General features: G+C 58.3%; 11 protein-coding genes. 3 read left to right on the top strand and 8 right to left on the bottom strand.

Annotation, left to right across the window (positions count from 1 at the left end; genetic code table 11):
* Positions 1-135: 135 nt before the first annotated feature.
* Both AC5QAB_RS07730 and AC5QAB_RS07725 read right to left on the bottom strand, forming a co-directional pair.
* The gene (locus tag AC5QAB_RS07730) at positions 136-585 is read right to left on the bottom strand and encodes an NIF family HAD-type phosphatase (RefSeq protein WP_495233289.1); all 450 of its coding nucleotides are present in this window, start codon (positions 583-585) and stop codon (positions 136-138) included.
* 91 nt (positions 586-676) lie between these two features.
* Positions 677-1369: a hypothetical protein gene (locus tag AC5QAB_RS07725; RefSeq protein WP_495233288.1), complete on the bottom strand. Its 693-nt coding sequence runs from the start codon at positions 1367-1369 to the stop codon at positions 677-679.
* Between the two features lie 203 nt (positions 1370-1572).
* Here AC5QAB_RS07725 and AC5QAB_RS07720 point away from each other — a divergent pair, with 203 nt between their 5' ends.
* Both AC5QAB_RS07720 and AC5QAB_RS07715 read left to right on the top strand, forming a co-directional pair.
* Positions 1573-1818 (top strand): helix-turn-helix domain-containing protein, encoded by a 246-nt coding sequence (locus AC5QAB_RS07720; RefSeq protein WP_495233287.1) that lies wholly within the window; start codon positions 1573-1575, stop codon positions 1816-1818.
* A 455-nt stretch (positions 1819-2273) separates the two neighbouring features.
* Complete coding sequence (locus AC5QAB_RS07715; RefSeq protein WP_495233286.1) at positions 2274-3041, top strand: hypothetical protein; 768 nt, start codon at positions 2274-2276, stop codon at positions 3039-3041.
* 2050 nt (positions 3042-5091) lie between these two features.
* Here AC5QAB_RS07715 and AC5QAB_RS07710 read toward each other — a convergent pair.
* Positions 5092-6033: a DNA-binding protein gene (locus AC5QAB_RS07710; RefSeq protein WP_495233285.1), complete on the bottom strand. Its 942-nt coding sequence runs from the start codon at positions 6031-6033 to the stop codon at positions 5092-5094.
* A 105-nt stretch (positions 6034-6138) separates the two neighbouring features.
* Between AC5QAB_RS07710 and AC5QAB_RS07705 the strand changes: the two genes are divergently transcribed.
* Complete coding sequence (locus AC5QAB_RS07705; protein ID WP_495233284.1) at positions 6139-7245, top strand: site-specific integrase; 1107 nt, start codon at positions 6139-6141, stop codon at positions 7243-7245.
* Positions 7246-7476: 231 nt separating this feature from the next.
* Here the strand turns inward: AC5QAB_RS07705 and AC5QAB_RS07700 are convergent, their stop codons facing one another.
* From AC5QAB_RS07700 to AC5QAB_RS07680, 5 genes are read right to left on the bottom strand one after another with little or no spacing between them, the layout of a single operon-like run.
* Positions 7477-9465 (bottom strand): hypothetical protein, encoded by a 1989-nt coding sequence (locus AC5QAB_RS07700; RefSeq protein ID WP_495233283.1) that lies wholly within the window; start codon positions 9463-9465, stop codon positions 7477-7479.
* Positions 9462-11843: an ATP-binding protein gene (locus tag AC5QAB_RS07695; RefSeq protein ID WP_495233282.1), complete on the bottom strand. Its 2382-nt coding sequence runs from the start codon at positions 11841-11843 to the stop codon at positions 9462-9464. Before AC5QAB_RS07695 ends, AC5QAB_RS07700 begins: the two co-directional genes overlap by 4 nt.
* Positions 11844-11880: 37 nt before the next feature.
* Positions 11881-12681 (bottom strand): phosphoadenosine phosphosulfate reductase family protein, encoded by an 801-nt coding sequence (locus AC5QAB_RS07690; protein WP_495233281.1) that lies wholly within the window; start codon positions 12679-12681, stop codon positions 11881-11883.
* Positions 12678-16160, bottom strand: coding sequence for a hypothetical protein (locus tag AC5QAB_RS07685; RefSeq protein ID WP_495233280.1), 3483 nt, complete (start codon positions 16158-16160; stop codon positions 12678-12680). The genes AC5QAB_RS07690 and AC5QAB_RS07685 overlap by 4 nt, the downstream gene beginning before the upstream one ends.
* Positions 16157-17086, bottom strand: coding sequence for a DUF4007 family protein (locus AC5QAB_RS07680; protein WP_495233279.1), 930 nt, complete (start codon positions 17084-17086; stop codon positions 16157-16159). Before AC5QAB_RS07680 ends, AC5QAB_RS07685 begins: the two co-directional genes overlap by 4 nt.
* Between the last annotated feature and the right edge of the window lie 23 nt (positions 17087-17109).

Raw genomic sequence — 17109 nt, 5'->3', positions numbered from 1 at the left:
CGCTTCTCCAACGGGTACTTCTGCGATGACTAGTGGGTGAGTCAAGCTGGTACGCATCATCTATTCTCCTTGAACCTTGAGCTGGTTCTGTCCCTCTGCCATCGCTGCATTCCCACGCATGCCGCCGATTCCCAATCACTTGCGACCAGATTGCCTGGTCGACTCCAATCGCTCTCTGATCCTGCCAAGGGCGATTTCCAGTCCGCAGTCATTCACGTGGTAAGGAGCGCTGAACAAAGGAGCTTCAATCCAAAAGTCTTCTTGCCCTGAATGCACATAAGCCTTGTGGTCGTCCAGCAGGAGGGCTGAGCCCGCACTTGGCGACACGTTCTGTAGATCCTTCGTAATTCCATGCCAGGCTGTGTAAGGCAGTTGAGCGAACCAGGGAGGTGCACACTGCTCGGCGACCAGCAGCTCAGCAATTCTTCGAAAGACGGGCTCCGGGACCGTGGTATAGATGACCAGGCGCTCAAAGAGTTCGTTTACAGCATCAAGAAATAGATGGAGTCCTGGGCGTGGGATCTGGCTTACTGCGTTTGAGATCAGGGTGCCTTCAAGATCCATGGCAAGGATGGTGGGTCGCATTGGTCGCTATCCTTGTGGATGGGAGGGACTTGCATTAGGGCTGAGCGGTCCAGCCAACGCAGGCTGCCTGCAATGGCTGGACCTTGAAGCCTCAGGTGTCCGCAAATTCCTCGGCTTGTTTGAGTTGGTGTTCCAATAGTTCAACTCTCTTCTGGTAGCCGGCGGTCAAGTACGGCTTGTCACCGAAGTCCATCGCTGTCTCGGGGATTGCCGAAAGTTCGACGCGCGTGGACGACGCTTGCCGTATCGCCAACGTCGACCACGTCTCGTCACCCTTGACGACGCCAACATTGAAGCGAGCAGTGATCTCGTGACCAGGCTTCAAACCATCAATTGAGCGGAAGTCACTGCGCACCTGGGACTTGGCTACAGGCTGTGGGTTGCCATTGATGAAGAGCGTCGCCGACCAGCTGATTTGGCTAAGCGGCAAGGATGAACCATTGGCGATGCGGGCCTCAATGACCGGCTTGGGGCCAAAAAAGCTGTCCTCAATGTCCAGCCTCTCGCCACTGGTGCGAACCTTCCCAAGCTCAGCCATTGTCGGCAACTGTGCTTTGGCCTGCTCTTGGAGTGAGCGGATCTCATTTGGACTGCTGGCTTTGATGTGCCTTACCTGCCCTCTTACCACCTGTCTAACGGTGGCGTTTGGGTACGTTTGGTTCAGCTTATCGAGGTCTAGGCCGGCGACAGCCCAGTTGAAGGCCTCCCTTTCAAGGGCACTCAATTCCCTGTCAATTGCGTCAATAGAGGCGCGGTACTGCTGGTGGGTGCCATCTGTGACCATCTACTTGTCGGCCGGGCCGCCACAGGCAGCAAGTAGGCCTGTCAATGCAAGTACGAAGCTCAGTCGGCCGCTTGTCCCCGTATCGTGTTGTTGTCGCTTGCGCCTCATCTGCTACCTCTGTCTGTAGAGAGCACAGAATATCGGGTTTTTAGATATCGGAGAACTGGATATAGCTTCTGAAGCCGCTCAACAAAGGTGCGGCCGTGTCGAAGTCCATCCATCGCAAGGAGTACGCTGCCCTGATTGAAGCAGTCAGGGACGCGCGGGTGGCAGCCGGCCTTACCCAAGCCCAAGTGTCACATAAGCTCGGACGCAGTCAGTCGTTCATTAGCGACGTTGAGACTGGCAAGCGTAGGATAGATGTCGTGGAGCTGAGAGACATCGCGCACCTGTCCGGACTCTCGCTTGGCAAGCTCATCGCTGATTTTGAGAGGCGACTTAAGGGCTGACGTGTGCTATCACGCGCGGCGCATCATCGTCTAGCTGCGTACCAGTAGGCTCACACCTGCGACCTCCCCTTTGTCCTGTCGAGGCCGGCAGGTTCCGTCGTCGCCGCCGGCTGAGCACGTCTGTACCGATCCGGCTGGCTACGCGGCCCAGCTCGTCTGCGCTCGAGCTCGTCTAGAAGTAGTCAATTGCTGCTTCCGATCTCGTTGTGCGCAGTCAACGTCCTGTGGGCACTAGCAACGTGGTTGTTCGGCGACCGGGATAGCCGAATCTTTAGAGCAATTGTTGGAACCAAGAGATCCGCAGTCGTCGTCGTCGGCCATCGACTAGGTCCCTTACAGTTGTCGACGTGAGATCATTTAATCACCCCACCCCAAGTATGCTTCGCAAAGTGCTGAAGCGAAATCCTCGCCGTGCACTGTGGGCAGTTCGCGCGGCTTATAGAACATCGGCACTTGTGGCCTTGCTCGAGGCAGCGGCGATCCAGAAGATTCGCACGCTGAAGGCAATCGCCCACCGGAGGCAGCGGCAAGCGAGGCGATGGGCCGCAGGTCATCCCTACATGCTCTTGGCAGTCTTCCCGCTCTGGGGCAATCCGCGATCATTCCCGGTGACGCCCAGAACGTCCCTGTGGACACAGTTCCTGGGCGGTCTGGCGCTTATCAGCGTTGCGACTGGGCCATGGGCGGTCGCCTACGGCCAGCTCCAGTCCATGTTCGTTGACATGAATGAAGCCATAGTCGTGGCGAAGTCCGGCCAAGTCGCATTTGACCAACTGAAGACGATGCTTGAACTCAGCAGCGCTCTGATCCCGGCCTTTGGATGTGTCCTCATCAGCTCTATCGCGGCGATAGCGATGCTCATGCACCGCTTTGAAATCGTAGTCACTCAGTGGAACATAAGGGCGCGGCCGCGAGTCGGCTACCGATTCCATGTGGTCCAGATTAGCTCGGTCGCGTTGTACCTTGGCCTGCTCACCCAATGGCTTACATGGTCAATGAACCATCGCAGCTTCGCTGAGCCCGTGTTTCATTGGGTGATGAACTCACCGCTGATTCTGCTGCCCGGCGTCCTTTGGCTGCTAGTGCACCGCCATATTGAGAGGAATCGCAAGGCGGTCCGCCGCAAACTATACGGAGGCCCGAAAAGGGCGCTGATAGCCTCCCTACTGTCAACGGGCGTGTGTGTTGGTGTGCTGGTGCTCGCGATGAGCTCCCTCAGGTAGAGACCGGGTCGTCACCGCTGAACCGATGGAATGATGACCTGACATTTCGTTACGTTGGTCAACCCAGTCCATTGCGGTCAGTTGGGGTCGGAAGTTTTGATCGCCGCCAGCAGCCAGTATTCGGGGTGCAAGATCAAGTGCTGCGCTCGCGACTTAGATAGGACCCAGGTCCTGTATGAAGGCTTGGCCCTGCCGAAGAACGGCAGTCAGTGCGTGGCCGCCCGCGACTTCTCGTCCTACCGCCTTGTTGAGCCAAGCCGCTTGGATTTGGCTCGCATGCAGCACCGCCTTTGGTAAGAAGCTATCGGCTCTGCCCTGCAGTGGCTCGCCTGGAGAAGCCATGCCACCTTCCAGTGGGTGGGTCACAGCCGGCACCGAGCTGCGACTCTTGGCGTAGGCCGTAGCCACCATCCGGCCAGCTTGGGGGGACCGTGGTAGGGGCCTGTCGGCCCCGCCACGGGAATCGGAGCCATGTTCAAGCGAGGGAAGACGCGTTCCTGGTGCTGGAGCTGCGTGAAAGGGAGTGCGAGCGACGTGTTGCAAAATCCGATGGCCGAACCAGGGCATTGGAATGCGCCATACGGGTTGCCGTAATCGTTCTCTGGGATATCGGAAGATCAGATAGACGCTGCGTGATCAGGTTGATATGCTTGCGCACTGGCGAGCGATTCGAGGGGCGAAGTGGCCTATGTCGTTAACCAACCGACCCTCCTCGCAACCTGGCCAGAACTGGACACATTTGTTCGTTCGATTGGCCCTCTCTTGGCGTGCGCGTGGTGCGCCCTTGAGAGATCGAGGAATGAGAGTAGTCCGGTCGCTAGTGAAGGGCTCGCGGCTCAAGCTCTTGAGACTCTCTCAACTCTCAGAGTTTTAGATCCAGTCTCACTCCCTTTTGCTGGCAATGCTGCGCGATCGCGGTATGAACCGCTTGCGTGGTCATACCGCGCCCCATGGAGTCGCCCAGAGATTGATCTTGGCTACAGCTTGACCACCATTCTGCTGGCATGGGCTCGAGAATGCTCGGTCGATTCGAAGCGACGGCTCTGGGAGACACTCGCCGAAGGTGAGGCCAACGCCTACCTTACGAGCCTCCTGCGCAAGCACCGAATGGACCCTGAGTCGGGGAAGCGACTCCGCTCGCTCGCTGGCAGTGACTGGGAGCGGCTCAGTCTCGGTCGGAAGCGTTATGTTCTCTGGTCAAGCATGCGCGGCGCTGCGTCGGAGCTCCTCCGAACCGGCATGAGTGAAATGCGAGCGGTCGCTGCCCTGGACCGCCAGATTGAATCAAAGTGCAAGTGGCTTCTGCAGCGAGAGCAGGCTGGAGGACTTGCCCATACTGACTATTGCTTCTTCCCCAGCCCAGAATGGCGTCGCCCCCTGATACTCGATGTGGCGTTGGCGACCTTCCTGCCGATTGGGAACGCGTACTGGGCTTGGCCGGCCAGCCGCTGGAAGTTCTAATTACGCGCTGCGTCGGCGACCGTCGGTCGTTTCGCGCGGCTCATAAGGCACCGGCATCGGGTCCGAATGTGGGCCGGGCAGTTGCACCGAGCTTCCCTATGGCTTGACGGCCAGCCCGCATACCCACCCGCGGAGAAGTGCCGCCTGTTCTCGGCATCTATGGCGCTCAGGCGCATTGCCCTTCTAAAACGCGGACTCTTCTGTCGCCCTCCCCCATCCGGTCCTTCTGCAAGGGCGAGCAACGCAAGCGTATGCGGATCTAGCGGCTGTCTACTCTGCCTGCGTTTCGCCGGGCGCCCAGGCCCTTAGCCTGAAGGATCCTGGTAGGGAGGCTGAGTTCCTGGCCCGCGGCGCAATGTGTCTCGGCCCTAGGGGCGCAGAGCGCTACCGGCCACCGCCATCGAGCCTTCATGCAGGCCTGACCCATGGAAATTGGGGGCACTGTCCTAGGTCTGGCCGAAACAGGCACGTTGGCCGTCGTTGCCAATAAAGGGGCGCATTGTCCCAAACTCATCAAATTCATCGCACTGTCCGTAGCTGGAACTACGACAAGTCGTCCATTGGATCCTGCTCAGGGCCGGTGAATGGATCACTTGGGAGCGATGCTTGCCTTTTTGGCCGTTCTCCTGGCCTTGTTTTCCTTACGAACCGGCGAGACCGGTGGGTTACGACGGAGCGCTTCGGTGAAGCGCTTGGTAGCCTCCTTGAGCGAGGTCAGTTGCGCCTCCAACCCGTCGGCCCGGGCGCTCGCTCTGTCGGCGCGGCGCCCGGCATCCCGCTCACGTTCGGTCGCCGCTAGGGCCTGCTTCTCGCTCTCTTTCCGTTCGTGAGCCCACATAGAGCGTTCGCGCGCCCATTCCTGCTCTGCGGCGCGGTGCGCCACTCGGTGGCGATCAACCTCCGCGTGGGTCCGATCTTCCACCGCCCTCACATGCGCCTCGAGCACCTTGCGCTCCTGCTCATGGGAGACGCCGGCTTCATCGAGGCTGCGGCGCGCCGCTTCCAAATCCTGCTCCAGTCGTTCGGCCCGTACATAGGCACTGTCTCGTTGGCGCAACAGGTCCTGCACCTGGTCAGTCAGCTGCGACACCTGGGTGGCCAACAGCTCTCCGGTCGCGGCCGTCGCCGCTGCCCGCGACTCGGCTTCACGCTGAAGCTCGCGGGCTACTTCAACTTCCCGAGCCAGTGCCACTCGCCCGTTGGACATAACCAGCTCGCGATCTTCCAAGGCGTGGCGGTCTGCCAACAACTGGGCCTTGGCGTGCTCGTCGGCCTCCTGCAGAGCGGTCTGCCATAGCCGCTGGCTCAAGCTCGCCACCCGCTCAGGCACACCAGGCTGGGCCGCTTCGATGGCGCGTTGGCGCAAGCGGCCGCCGAGGGTCTGCCACCAAGTCTCCAGCCAGCGGGTCACGGTGTTGGGTGATCCAGTGCCCAAGTGGGAACGGATGCGCTCCACAGTTGGCCGCTCGCCCATGGCGACGATGTCGTCCGCAGCGTGGTGGACTTCCAGTTCGGTGATTCCTTTGGGCATTGCGGCATCCTCGTCCAAAAAAGCGCAACTTGGCGGCGTACGTCTGATAAGGCATATTTATCAGACGTACCTCGATGAATTCATAGTGAGCGATACATAGTGCATATGAATAATATCATTTCTGTGCCGAGTGATCTCGTTTCGGGGCTGGCTCCAGAGCGGCTCGCCGCCTCTGCGGCAGAGGCGGCGCGGGACATCCTGCAGGAGGCCGAAGCGGCTAACACTACCCGCAGCTACGCCGGCGCCCTGCGCTATTGGGCGGGCTGGTTCGTAGGTCGCTATGGCAGGGCCATCACCCTGCCCGTCCCGCCCGCCGCGGTGGTTCAGTTCATCGTGGATCACATGGGGCGATCAGGTGATGCGGGGCTTCGCTGGGATCTGCCGGCAGATCTGGATTGCGCCCTCGTGGCGGCTGGCCTGAAGAAGAAGCCTGGTCCGCTGGCGCTGTCCAGCTTGGTGCACCGGGTAGCGGTACTGTCGGCCGCGCACAAACAGGCTCGTCAGCTGAATCCGTGCGAAGATCGCGCCATTCGGACGTTGCTGTCCAAAGGGCGTCGGGCCTCCCACAAGCGGGGTGAGCGTCCAGCGAAGAAGGCCGCGTTGCTGGCTGCGGATGTACGGGCCATGGCCGCTACCTGTGATGACTCACTTAAAGGCAAGCGTGATCGCGCCCTGCTCTACTTTGCCTTTGCTAGTGGTGGACGCCGGCGAAGCGAGGTCGCCGATGCTACGTTGGCCAATCTCAGTCGCCTCCCGGAGGGCGGCTTCACCTATCTGCTGGACAGCGGCAAGACCTTGCAAACCGGACCGGCCGCGGGTGGCAGCCCTGAAAAGCCCATCATGGGCGAGGCCGCGCAAGCCCTGCAGGACTGGCTTCAAGTCGCCAACATCGTGGACGGGCCAATTTTCCGGCGGGTGTGGCCACGCACCATCGGGGGCGCTTTGAGCGGGAAGGCCGTAGCGACGATCGTCAAGGACCGGGCCCGGCTGGCCGGGCTGGAAGGAGACTTCGGTGGCCACAGCCTTCGATCAGGCTTCGTCACAGAAGGGGCTCGGAGAGGGATTGCACTGCCAGCACTGATGGCCATGACCGATCATCGCTCAGTAGCAAGCGTCATTGGCTACTTCCAAGCCGGCTCATCCCAATCCAATCCCGCCGCCAACCTTCTGGACACAACTCCCTCTGGCGCGATCTCGACCGGCAAACGTTAGATTTACAGGGAGACGCCGGTAGTTGCATGGTCTCCACGCCGCCATCTCTGTTGCGTCCTCGCTGAAACATGTTGAGGGGCGAGCCTTAGTGCAAGGCAGGGCTCCGTCGATCGCGTTAATCGGGAGCAGTGACACCTAATCGGAGCATCTTTCGCACCGTAAGTCCTTGGAAGATCCAGAGGCTAGACGGGGCACGCAGACAAGACCCGCCCCGTCTCCGGCTCATCCCTGCTATTTATTCAAACTCACGAATCGAATCGCAAAATGTGCCGTGTGATGGGTGTCGTCCTGGACAACGCCGCCGCCCACCTTGGCGTAGGCACACTTAATTCGCTTATCAATGAAAACGATCGAATTTGGATGAGCGAGCTTTCGCCTTCCTTGTGAAAGAGGGTAAATGGGTTGGCTAGGGTCGTCCTTCTTCACCGGGAAGTCGAGATAGATCAGTTTTTTGTCCAGGTCCTTTAGGCCCATCAGCCATTTCGCGACCTTTCTTACATCTCGATCCGTCGAGTTATGGTACGTATAGATCATGCGACGAAGGCGGGACAGCGTAGGATCGGCCAACACAAACGAGTACCGATCAGCACCGTCCGTTGATCGATAGACTGCCGCAGCAACAGACGAGCCGATGTCCTTGGCGTCGATTGACTTCCATTTTCCGCCCAGTCGAACAAGTAATTCGACGCCGTGAGGTACCGGCTCGCTCGGCGGGCGCTGGGTGCCCACGCGGCTCAAATCAGAAGTGATGGCGTGCTGTAGCTGGAGGGCGTACAACGGGCGCAGTCGTCCGACCCGAGTCCAGTCACCGGCACCCCTCATGAAGCGTTTGACGATGGTCGAATCCCAAGTGACCAGCTTTTTGATGTCCCATTCGACATGCAACTTCTGGGCGCTTTCTGCTGGATGGCTTAGCAAGGTCACAGGCAGGCCGCCGCGCGTTGTGGGAATCGGGGCTTGCGAACTTGTCTTGGACACCTTTCCGCAGCAGAGCAAGATCGTTCTTCCCTCAATCACCTTGTCGGGGCGTGCAAGGTCGCAAGCAGGCGTAGCGATAGCCATCGCGATCCGCGGAATCTTCCCCCTAACGCAGTCTTCAGCACGAAAGAAGATGTCGCCAAGGTAGAAGAATCCATCCTTCGGCCCACGACGGAGCTTCGCCTCCTGCTCCAGCCGGGACGGGGCGTGGATCACATTTCCTGTATATAGATCACGCACAGACGGGCGCAAAGCGAAGCGTGATCGCGGAATATTCTCTCTCTTCCACGCATCAATCTCGGCGGCCAAACTCCAAAGCTTTGAATCGGACTCGATTAGATACGACAAGTACTCGAGAGATAGCTCTGTAACGTAAACGCCCATTGGCATCTTTTCGATCCCCGCAGTGTTCGACTGGAGGATTCGATAGTCCGCGATATCCAGATCGAGGAGCGATCGCCGCAGTGAAGTGGCCGCTTCACCAATGGCTTCTACTACGCCATCAATCGCCAGGCGCATGCGCGTCAGGTGTGAGTACGATCGCGCATAGCTATCGAGCACCTCTTCAAACATCTGATCCTGAGAAAATAGATTCTTGTCCAGTGCTTCAAACTGAGAGTGGTAGATATCCGCCGAATTACGAAAGATTTCGGATGACGCAGGAAGCGCGCCTGAGAGCGTAGACATTAAAAACACGAACGGATGTCCGCCATGCTTGCCTTGAATCCGGTTGTAGGCACCAACGGCGGCATCAGTGCTGACCGCACCGCCCGCGGCATCGTGCATTTGAAGGTCAAGGAATAGCAAGTGAGGCGGATTGCTATCATCAATTTCATCACCAGCCCCATAGCACTGAACTTCCAACCCGGCAGCCACCAGTTTGGCTTCAAGGACGTCCACCTCTCGCCGGCGGCTTCCCTTCTGATCATCGTAGGGCTTGAAGAGATCTATAACTCCTGGGTAATTGGCTTTTTCCAGGTAGAGAGTGGCGGTACCAGGCAGTGTCGTGAGGTATTCGATCAGGAGCTGATCGTCATCCATATCGTCAATGCTTTCGCCATCATCAATAGTGACGGCGAGCTTCAGCTTTTCCAGGAGATCGTCAAATGCCTCCCCTATGCCGTCGATGACCTGCTGCGCTTCATCACGGCTTAACGGTGTATTTGGAGTTTTATCATAAGCATCATCGACGATGATGGCATGGCGAATTTCCGCCCCCTCAAAAACATCCCGCAGAGTCATTGCTCAGCTCCTTCCTTGAGCTCTAGTTCAAATCCATTGAATCGACCGGGGCGCGTCTCCCCCTCGCCAGATAGCCTAAGGCTGCCACCTTGCATTTCGGCGCTCTGCCTGGCTATGTAAAGGCCAAGGCCCTTTCGCCTCAGATCGGAATCCGGTTTTGTCGAGAAGAATGGCTCAAAAACGATCCGTTCCCTTTCTACTGGAATGCCGGGCCCGTTGTCCGAAAAGGCGATGCGCGGCGGATTGCTAAGCACTTCAAGGGTTATCGCGCTATTGTGATTCGGCCATTCTTCACGCCATACATCGAGCCAAAAGATTGAATTGTTGATCAAATTTTCAAGTATTTGAACGATGTTGCCCTCGGCTACGAAGGCGTTGACTATTCCTACATCGTCACAATTTGTGACTACGGTTACGCCATGACGCTCGAACTGAGATGTATGCCCCTCAAGGACATACGAAACAATGCGGCTTATGTCCTGAACACTTCGGCGCTGCCTTGAGGGTATGGAGAGGGGTTCCAGGGCGCGAAGCCGCTTCTTGATCACGCCGACCTGCTTGGAAAGCGTCTTCAGCGCGGAAGCGGTGCCAGCATCCAACGAGCCAGCCGGAACTGCCTTGATCGTTTTCAATGTATCTTCTGTGGCGCGAGTCAATTCATGAGCCACCACTTCGGTCATTAGTCCGATGCCAGCCAACTGAGTGAGTCGTTCCTTCTGATCCTCGATCTCTTCAATGTGCTGGATGGCGCGACGATGGGCATCTTTGATTTCCAGGAAGGCGTCTTGAACCTCCTGCAAATGGGATGCATCGCCCGAGTATCCCTTTCCGATTGACTTCAGCGACGCCTCAGCACGCTTCTGAAGCTCCTTGACGCCGCCGGATTCACCTTGACTATCATAGCTGGCCTTATCGCCACTCTTCTTCGCGCGCGTTGCTTCGGTCAGGTAGCCGCGCCACCATTTTTGGATAAGGTGGTTCAGCAGCGCAGTAAGGGCAAGCTTTGTTGGATTTTCGATCAATCCTTGGCGATTGGTCTGGTCCAACAATTTGGGATTCGATAGACGGCCAATTCGAACGCGCCCAATGATCTGCTTTGTATTGAGCTTGTAGCCAGATGATGACAATGCTACTCGATCCAAACCAAGCCAATCGTCTCCCTCGTCGCCATACGGAATGACACGATAGCCATCACGGAACAAGAGAATGCCCGTCCAGGCATTCACCAGGCTGAGAACCTCCGCGCGGTCAAAGCCGGGAATCGCCTTAATCCTTTGACGGTTGAACCAGTAAAACTCAAAGGAAAAGTCGCCAATACTAGACAGAACCGAGAACGGTTGCCCCGCATCCTTTAGGCCGGCCATTGGATACAGATCCGTCTTATCGAATGTTAGGGTCTGCTTCGGTCCGTCATACAAGAGTGACTCCATCTCAATCGTTAGCGATATGGCGCCTTCCTCGGTGACTTTGAACGTGCCTGAGCACTTAGCGTGCGCATTCTTTAGAAGCTCTGTGGATACGGACCGCTCTTTCGCGACAGGCTCACCGTTGAACAGGAATCGGACGGGGAATCTACGACCGGTCCAGGAGAATGGGTCCATCATGCGGACGACTTGCTTGGCCATCACGGCTTCGACTGCTTCTGCCGTCCAAGTTGAGCGAAGGTCTGAGATGAAGAGCCTCGTGAAGGACTCGTCAGAGCCCTTCGGGCCGCCCTTTTTGGGCTCGACAATTACCGATGTAGCCGGAAGGTCATCTGCCTCTTCGAACTTGCGCCAGTCAATGTCAAGGACGTTGACTGCCTCGTCCGATGCTGTTGCTGTTTCAACGCGAAGTCGGTGGCCCAGACGCATCACTGAGAGCCGCCCGACACCCTTCTCGCCCAGATACGGTGTCGACGTCGCCCCGCCCTTTAAGGCCTTTCTAACCTCGGCCGCGCGACTTGTCGTGCCGATCGTCAGGTAGATCGTCTTCAGGTCGGCGAGAGACATTCCATGTCCCCAGTCGCGAACGGTGATGGTATTGAACTGGCGATAAGCCTGCTCTGCGACGTCCAACAGCTGGGCCAAGGTGGAAGGAGCTTCGATCGCTTGGCGAAATTTCGACGCCTGAGGATCGGGCGCAGTTCCCAGAATTGAGGCTAGCAGCGCGCTACGAACAGCGTCGCGCCGTTGGGCTGGTGTCCCGTCTCGATCTGCGAGTTCGATTGCAGATCGATAGTCCGAATCCTTTATGACAATGTCGAACTCTATCGACACGCCCTTCTTGGACTTGGCATCAACTGAGTTCTTTATCAGCTCATAGAGCGCAACTGCATCGGAAGAGATCAACTCCGCGCCGAGTTGAAGAATCGTCCTTGCACTGATATGAAATGCCATCCCCTGGTCTCCTTAGCAGTTTGCTTTACGCGCTTAATCAGACGGTGCACACCACGCAGCCATCGTCCTCGACTACCTCTCGCTGCGCGCGGAAGATATCGGCCAAGGATTGATTGTCTTTAGAGGACGCTCTAGCCGGTCGCTTTAGTGCGTCTTGCTTGATCTGAGCCACTCGTTCGGGCTTGCGCAGCTCCGCAAGCGGCTCCCCCTGCGACCAGGTGAAGAGATTTCCGGTCGGGACGTACTCCCGCTCGTACTCCTCAGCCTTGTCAAAGAGGTCGGGGTAGGTTTCTAAGAGATTTACCCACTCGATCTTCTGCTGGTAGAAGCAGAAGAAGCAACCGGAACGCGTGCGGCCCCACTTGGTGTAAGGGGGCATGCCAACGCCGGATTGATGCAGAATTCGCACGATGTCCGCGTAGACCAAACCATCCTCGATGAACGGGTAGACCGGAGTGATGTTCTGCTTGGTGCTCACATAGCCTTGGCGATCTTCGTCAGCGCGGATGCCAACGTAGTTCAGTACCGGCTCCTCGCCGATATAGGCCTCAAAGGGCTTGAGCTTGAGCATCTTGGTGCACCAGCGGCGATGATTGGAGGGAATCATCCCGCCATACATCTCATACCAATGGTCAAAGCCCTTGTCAGCATTGAGGCGAATTACAGGCCGGCCCAGGTAGTCGCCAATTCGATCGAGGTACTCGTACGTCTCGGGCAACTCCTTGCCTGTGTCATTGAAGATGTACTCCATGTTTGGGATTCGATCACGCAAGTACAGTGCCAGGGCGGCACTGTCCTTGCCGCCCGATAGGCTCAGAATGTGTCGAGGTTCGGTCATGCCGCGCTCTCCGGCTGGGTTGCGGGTAGGTCTGATGAGAATTCCAGAAGCAGGCGAGCCAACGCATACGCCGGCACGGGCAGGCGGGAGAGTGCCTCCCGGAGGTCAGCCATATCCTCTGAGGCCAGCATTCCCTCGGCATCGGCTGGTACAGCGACAAATCGCTCCTTGCCCTTCTGATCCACGACATGCACGGCAACGGCGGCGTGATCCGGTGACTTCGAAGTCCCGGTCAACTTGTTCAACGCCACTACGCGCGTCAGCAGGGTGTAAACCCGACGAACTTCGCCGCGGAATCGAACAATCGTTTCATCGTGCCAAGTATCGATGCTCCGCCCCCCTAGGAGACTCGCCAGCGAATCGATCCACTGGCGATCATCGCGCTGTCCATCCATCGATCGCTGCATGAAGGCTCTGAGCGCATAGTCGACAACTTCGCCGGCGGCCCCCTGTGACAGTGCAATGATGTGAGGCCGCACAGCTACGGAATCCCGCACGCCCACTTCTTGTGCCAGTACCAAGGTGATCTCCGAGCGGAGTTCGTTGAGACGCTCGGAGCCTGCGCGCAACAGTCCCTCAAAGCGAGCGCGAAGAACCTCAACGGCCACCTTGCTCTGTCCATTGATCGGCTCACGGACCTTGATCGCGCCCAAGGCGAACGGAATTGTGACTGTGAGAAGCTCGATCGGATCAGATGCCTTGTTCAGCAGGGCAAGTACAGCGCGGTACGAGGGGTCAAGCTTTGTGGAGTTGAGGGTGTGCTCCGGGAGGGTCAAGTACCAGTCGTAGATCGAGCGAGTGATCTCCGCGACCGTCGCGCCGACCCCGGAGGAGCCGAGGTGCTTCTGCAGCACAGTCTGGTACATGGCCAGCACCGAAGCTGTAGAGGACTGGGCGTGGATCATGTGAAGTTCAAAAGCCTCGGGCTTCTTCACCAGACGCCCCAGGTGGCTGTCTTCCAATGCCGTAAGATAGCTGCCTCGCTCACGCAGGATGATTGCATCACGATTGACGCGCAGGAAGGCGGCAATCAGGAGCAGGGAGACGCTGTCTCGCATGCCAAACGGCGCTGCTCCAAGATGGTCCATAACTTGCCTGACGGAGACCAGGCCCTGGGTTTCAAGCAGCTCGCCAAGCGCTTCCCAGGCGGGCAGCCAGTCGCTCCCTGCCGACGGCGCAAAGAAGCGCCAGCCGGCACCGTCATTGCGATGCAGTCCAGTGTCCTTGAACAATGACAAGTAGATCGCCATTTCCGGAGGCGTTTGCTGAATACCCAGATCACGCTCGGCAGTATTGGCAAACATCCGCTCCAGCAGTCGTTGACGGGCCGCAGCAGCTGCGCTGGAGATCGCCGTACGATTGATCAGCTCGTTGCGGACCCGCGGTGCCCGACCGTAGAGCTCATCGAAAATGGTGGAAAGCTGTTGGTTGAGCTGCCGACCCGAGCGGACCTCAAGCCGCTTGCCCATATGCCACCAAGTGACCACGTCAGCCCCCTGCCCGGGGGCGCGCAGATCCGCCAGGCGCAACGAGATGTTGGCCGTTACGCGATGAATGGACTGCTTGACTTCATTTCGGGCGTAGGTATCCACGCGCAAGTCCGTGCACTCACTTTCCAGCTGGGTCCAGGCGGCCAGGTCATCGGCTAGTTCAAGGTCGTCTTCGCTCACCCCTCTCAGAGCGAAAAGGCGGCCAGGCACCGACGATGCACTCATCTCCTGAAGCTGTCGGCTCAGGGATGCAACGTCTTGGCCGGGGTAGCACGGCACAATCACAATCTCGGCATCCCCCAGGATGCCCTTACCTGCCCCGGCATGGGCCTGCTCGATCTCGTCAAGCAGGTGAATTTGGGCCGTGCGAAGCGTGCCGGTTTCAAAGTAGTGCCGATGGGCGACCATCGGCCGCGCATCGGGAAGGTGGTGCAGCAACGAGCCAAGTCGCTCCGCAGGCTGTAAACTCTTGCGGATGCGCGAGTACTCGCTTGCTACATCGACACTGCTTTGCGGCCACAGACACAGCTCCTGAGTTGCAGGACGTACATAAAGCAGAGACTTCTGGATCAGTTTCTCAACTGCCTCAGCGATGGGCGGTGAGTCGATTCGGTCATGTAGGGCAAACGAAAGATTTGCCAGAGTTACAGGAAGTCCAGGCTGGGGCTCCAGGAGATTCATTAGGCCGACCGCCTTGAGGCACATCAGCTCTTCGGCCTCATAGACTGGCGCAGAACGAAGTGTCTCCTGCAGAAGCGACCAGCGCTTCAAGCGCTCCTCATCAAGCGTGCGCAATGTCCCTTGGGCAAGTAGCCAGTCGCACAGATCAGTGATTCGATACCACTCACCCGGATCCAGGTTGCGCCGACCGATGTAGTCTTGGAACGCAAAAGGCTCAGAGGCCAGCAGGAACGAGAAGGTAGAGCGCTCGTTCTGGCCAAAGCGCCTAAACATGGATACAGCAGAAAGCAGTGCGGTGGGATGGAGCGGGTAGAGACCCTCACCGCTCGCGCCCTCCCCCTTCAGCAGACCTGAGTCCAGCAGCCCCATCTTGCTCGCCTGCTGGTACAGATCTTTGGCGCGCGTTGCAACGCCGGCACGCTTGTAGGCTGCCCGATCGGGCTCCAGTGCGCGAGCAACTAGCTTGGCAGTGCTTTCAAAGGACTGGACAAACGAGATGTCCTCAAATCTCTCGGCAACCTTGGCCCATTCCAATCCTGCTCGGCGATCCCGGCGGCCGCCGGCGTAGTCTTCAAAACGCTGGTGCAGGAAGCCGATAATTGCTACTGGGATGTCATCAACACGACCACCGCACTGCTCGGCCAGCGCCTGGAAGAAAGAGGCGTCGATGCTGGAATCAGATCCAGCGGCATACTCGAGCCACCGTCCCATCTCATCGACAAGGATCAGCAGGCCTTCGGACGCCAGCGTGGCAGAAGCGATCAGTGCCCGGACATCTCCCAAAAGCTGCAGCACATCACCCGCCGGCACCTTCGCGGTCTGCCGGGCTTGAATGAAGTCACCCAGCCGGCTACGCAACTGTTTTTGAGTCGGGCTGGTTCGGCGCTTGGCCAAGAGCTCATCAAGTGCTCGAGCGAGCGCAATGCTCGCATCCTCCTTGGCACCTGTGATGACGAGCACCTCATAGCGCGGCAACTTGCGCAGGTCCGGCAGCAGGTCCTTGGCCTGCTCGTCAAGAACAGCGCCTGCGGCGCCCTTTTTGGTCAATGGCTGGCTGAAGATGTTCGCAAGCAACAGGCCAAACGCTGACTTGCCGCTACCATAGCTTCCGGTTACCCGCCACGCTCGCTGCGTAGACGCGGCGGACAGACCCTTGGATAGCCGCGCGAGCGCTTGACGAACTCCGTCAGTGATTAGATAGCCATCGAGCGCCCCGGCATCGTCCAGATCACGCGAGATGTTGACGGCGCGCACGTATCGGCTGCGCACGCCAAGGACGTCCCTGATAGTCATCTTGCGATTGCTCATACATACCCCACTTCAGTTTTGGCCTTGCGCACGTCTGCGGACAGCAGGGTGACTGTTTGAAGCTCTGCGCTATCAGACAGGTGGAAAAGGTCCGGCCTCAACGCACACGCGTCGGCGAGCAGCTGCAAGAGCGCGCGCTCGTCCAAGCGCAGCGTCAGGCCTGGACTGCCAAACCCAGTTTGAAGTGATCGAAGCGAGATGGTCTTGTCATTTGGGGCGGCCAACTCCCAGTAATCCAGTAACACGCAAATGAAGGTCTCCAGCGAGAGATGCTTCCAAGGTCCCCGTGAGAACTCGATCAGCTCCTCCTTCTCGCCCGCAGGTGCGATGCGGGCCAAGCCCAGCTCCTGAAGAGGACTACCCAAGCGTTCCTCCACGCTGGCACGCTCTGCGTTCGGGGAGGCGGCATAGGTGCTGAGGAAGATGTCTAGGTGCTGTCTGACGGTGCTGGCAGACAGCTTCTTGTCCAGCGACACCGCGTGCCGTTCCAGTCGCTGAAGAAGGTAGCGCTTGAGAACCTCCTTCTCTGGCAGCTGGAAGAATGCGACATGCCAAGCAGCCAAGTCGGCTTTGGCGGCCAAGCGCCAATGCAGCAGCCAAAGGCTGCCAACATCCTCCAAGTAGGGGTCGGCTCCGCTCTGCTGGTCCAACAGCCAGGTAGCGAAAGGAGTTGCTACCGGTTCCATCCTGGGCTGATCCACCATCAAGCCAAACGCTTGCATCCAAAAGCGTACGGACTTGACCATGTTTCGGCCAATACCAAGAGCCACCATGACCTGCTCATCTTCACGAACGGCCTCAGGGCGGCGGATCAGCAGGTCATAGAACTTCGGCAGCCACCCATATCGGCATGGGAAGGACTCGTGGCCAGAGAAGCGATCTCCCGAGGTCCGTTCGGCAAGATTCGCAGTTGCGGCATCAAGCATTTGATTTTTAAGCCTTTTTGGTG

It is taken from the genome of Stenotrophomonas sp. YJH_SMC_127, from assembly GCF_059372445.1.
This window is presented reverse-complemented; position numbering and strand designations above follow the sequence as displayed.

Excerpts from the sequence above, each read along its gene's own strand:
- AC5QAB_RS07710 (WP_495233285.1), bottom strand. The coding sequence starts at position 6,033 with ATGCCCAAAGGAATCACCGAACTGGAAGTCCACCACGCTGCGGACGAC.
- AC5QAB_RS07705 (WP_495233284.1), top strand. The coding sequence starts at position 6,139 with ATGAATAATATCATTTCTGTGCCGAGTGATCTCGTTTCGGGGCTGGCT.
- AC5QAB_RS07685 (WP_495233280.1), bottom strand. The coding sequence starts at position 16,160 with ATGAGCAATCGCAAGATGACTATCAGGGACGTCCTTGGCGTGCGCAGC.
- AC5QAB_RS07695 (WP_495233282.1), bottom strand. The coding sequence starts at position 11,843 with ATGGCATTTCATATCAGTGCAAGGACGATTCTTCAACTCGGCGCGGAG.
- AC5QAB_RS07690 (WP_495233281.1), bottom strand. The coding sequence starts at position 12,681 with ATGACCGAACCTCGACACATTCTGAGCCTATCGGGCGGCAAGGACAGT.
- AC5QAB_RS07725 (WP_495233288.1), bottom strand. The coding sequence starts at position 1,369 with ATGGTCACAGATGGCACCCACCAGCAGTACCGCGCCTCTATTGACGCA.
- AC5QAB_RS07730 (WP_495233289.1), bottom strand. The coding sequence starts at position 585 with ATGCGACCCACCATCCTTGCCATGGATCTTGAAGGCACCCTGATCTCA.
- AC5QAB_RS07680 (WP_495233279.1), bottom strand. The coding sequence starts at position 17,086 with ATGCTTGATGCCGCAACTGCGAATCTTGCCGAACGGACCTCGGGAGAT.
- AC5QAB_RS07700 (WP_495233283.1), bottom strand. The coding sequence starts at position 9,465 with ATGACTCTGCGGGATGTTTTTGAGGGGGCGGAAATTCGCCATGCCATC.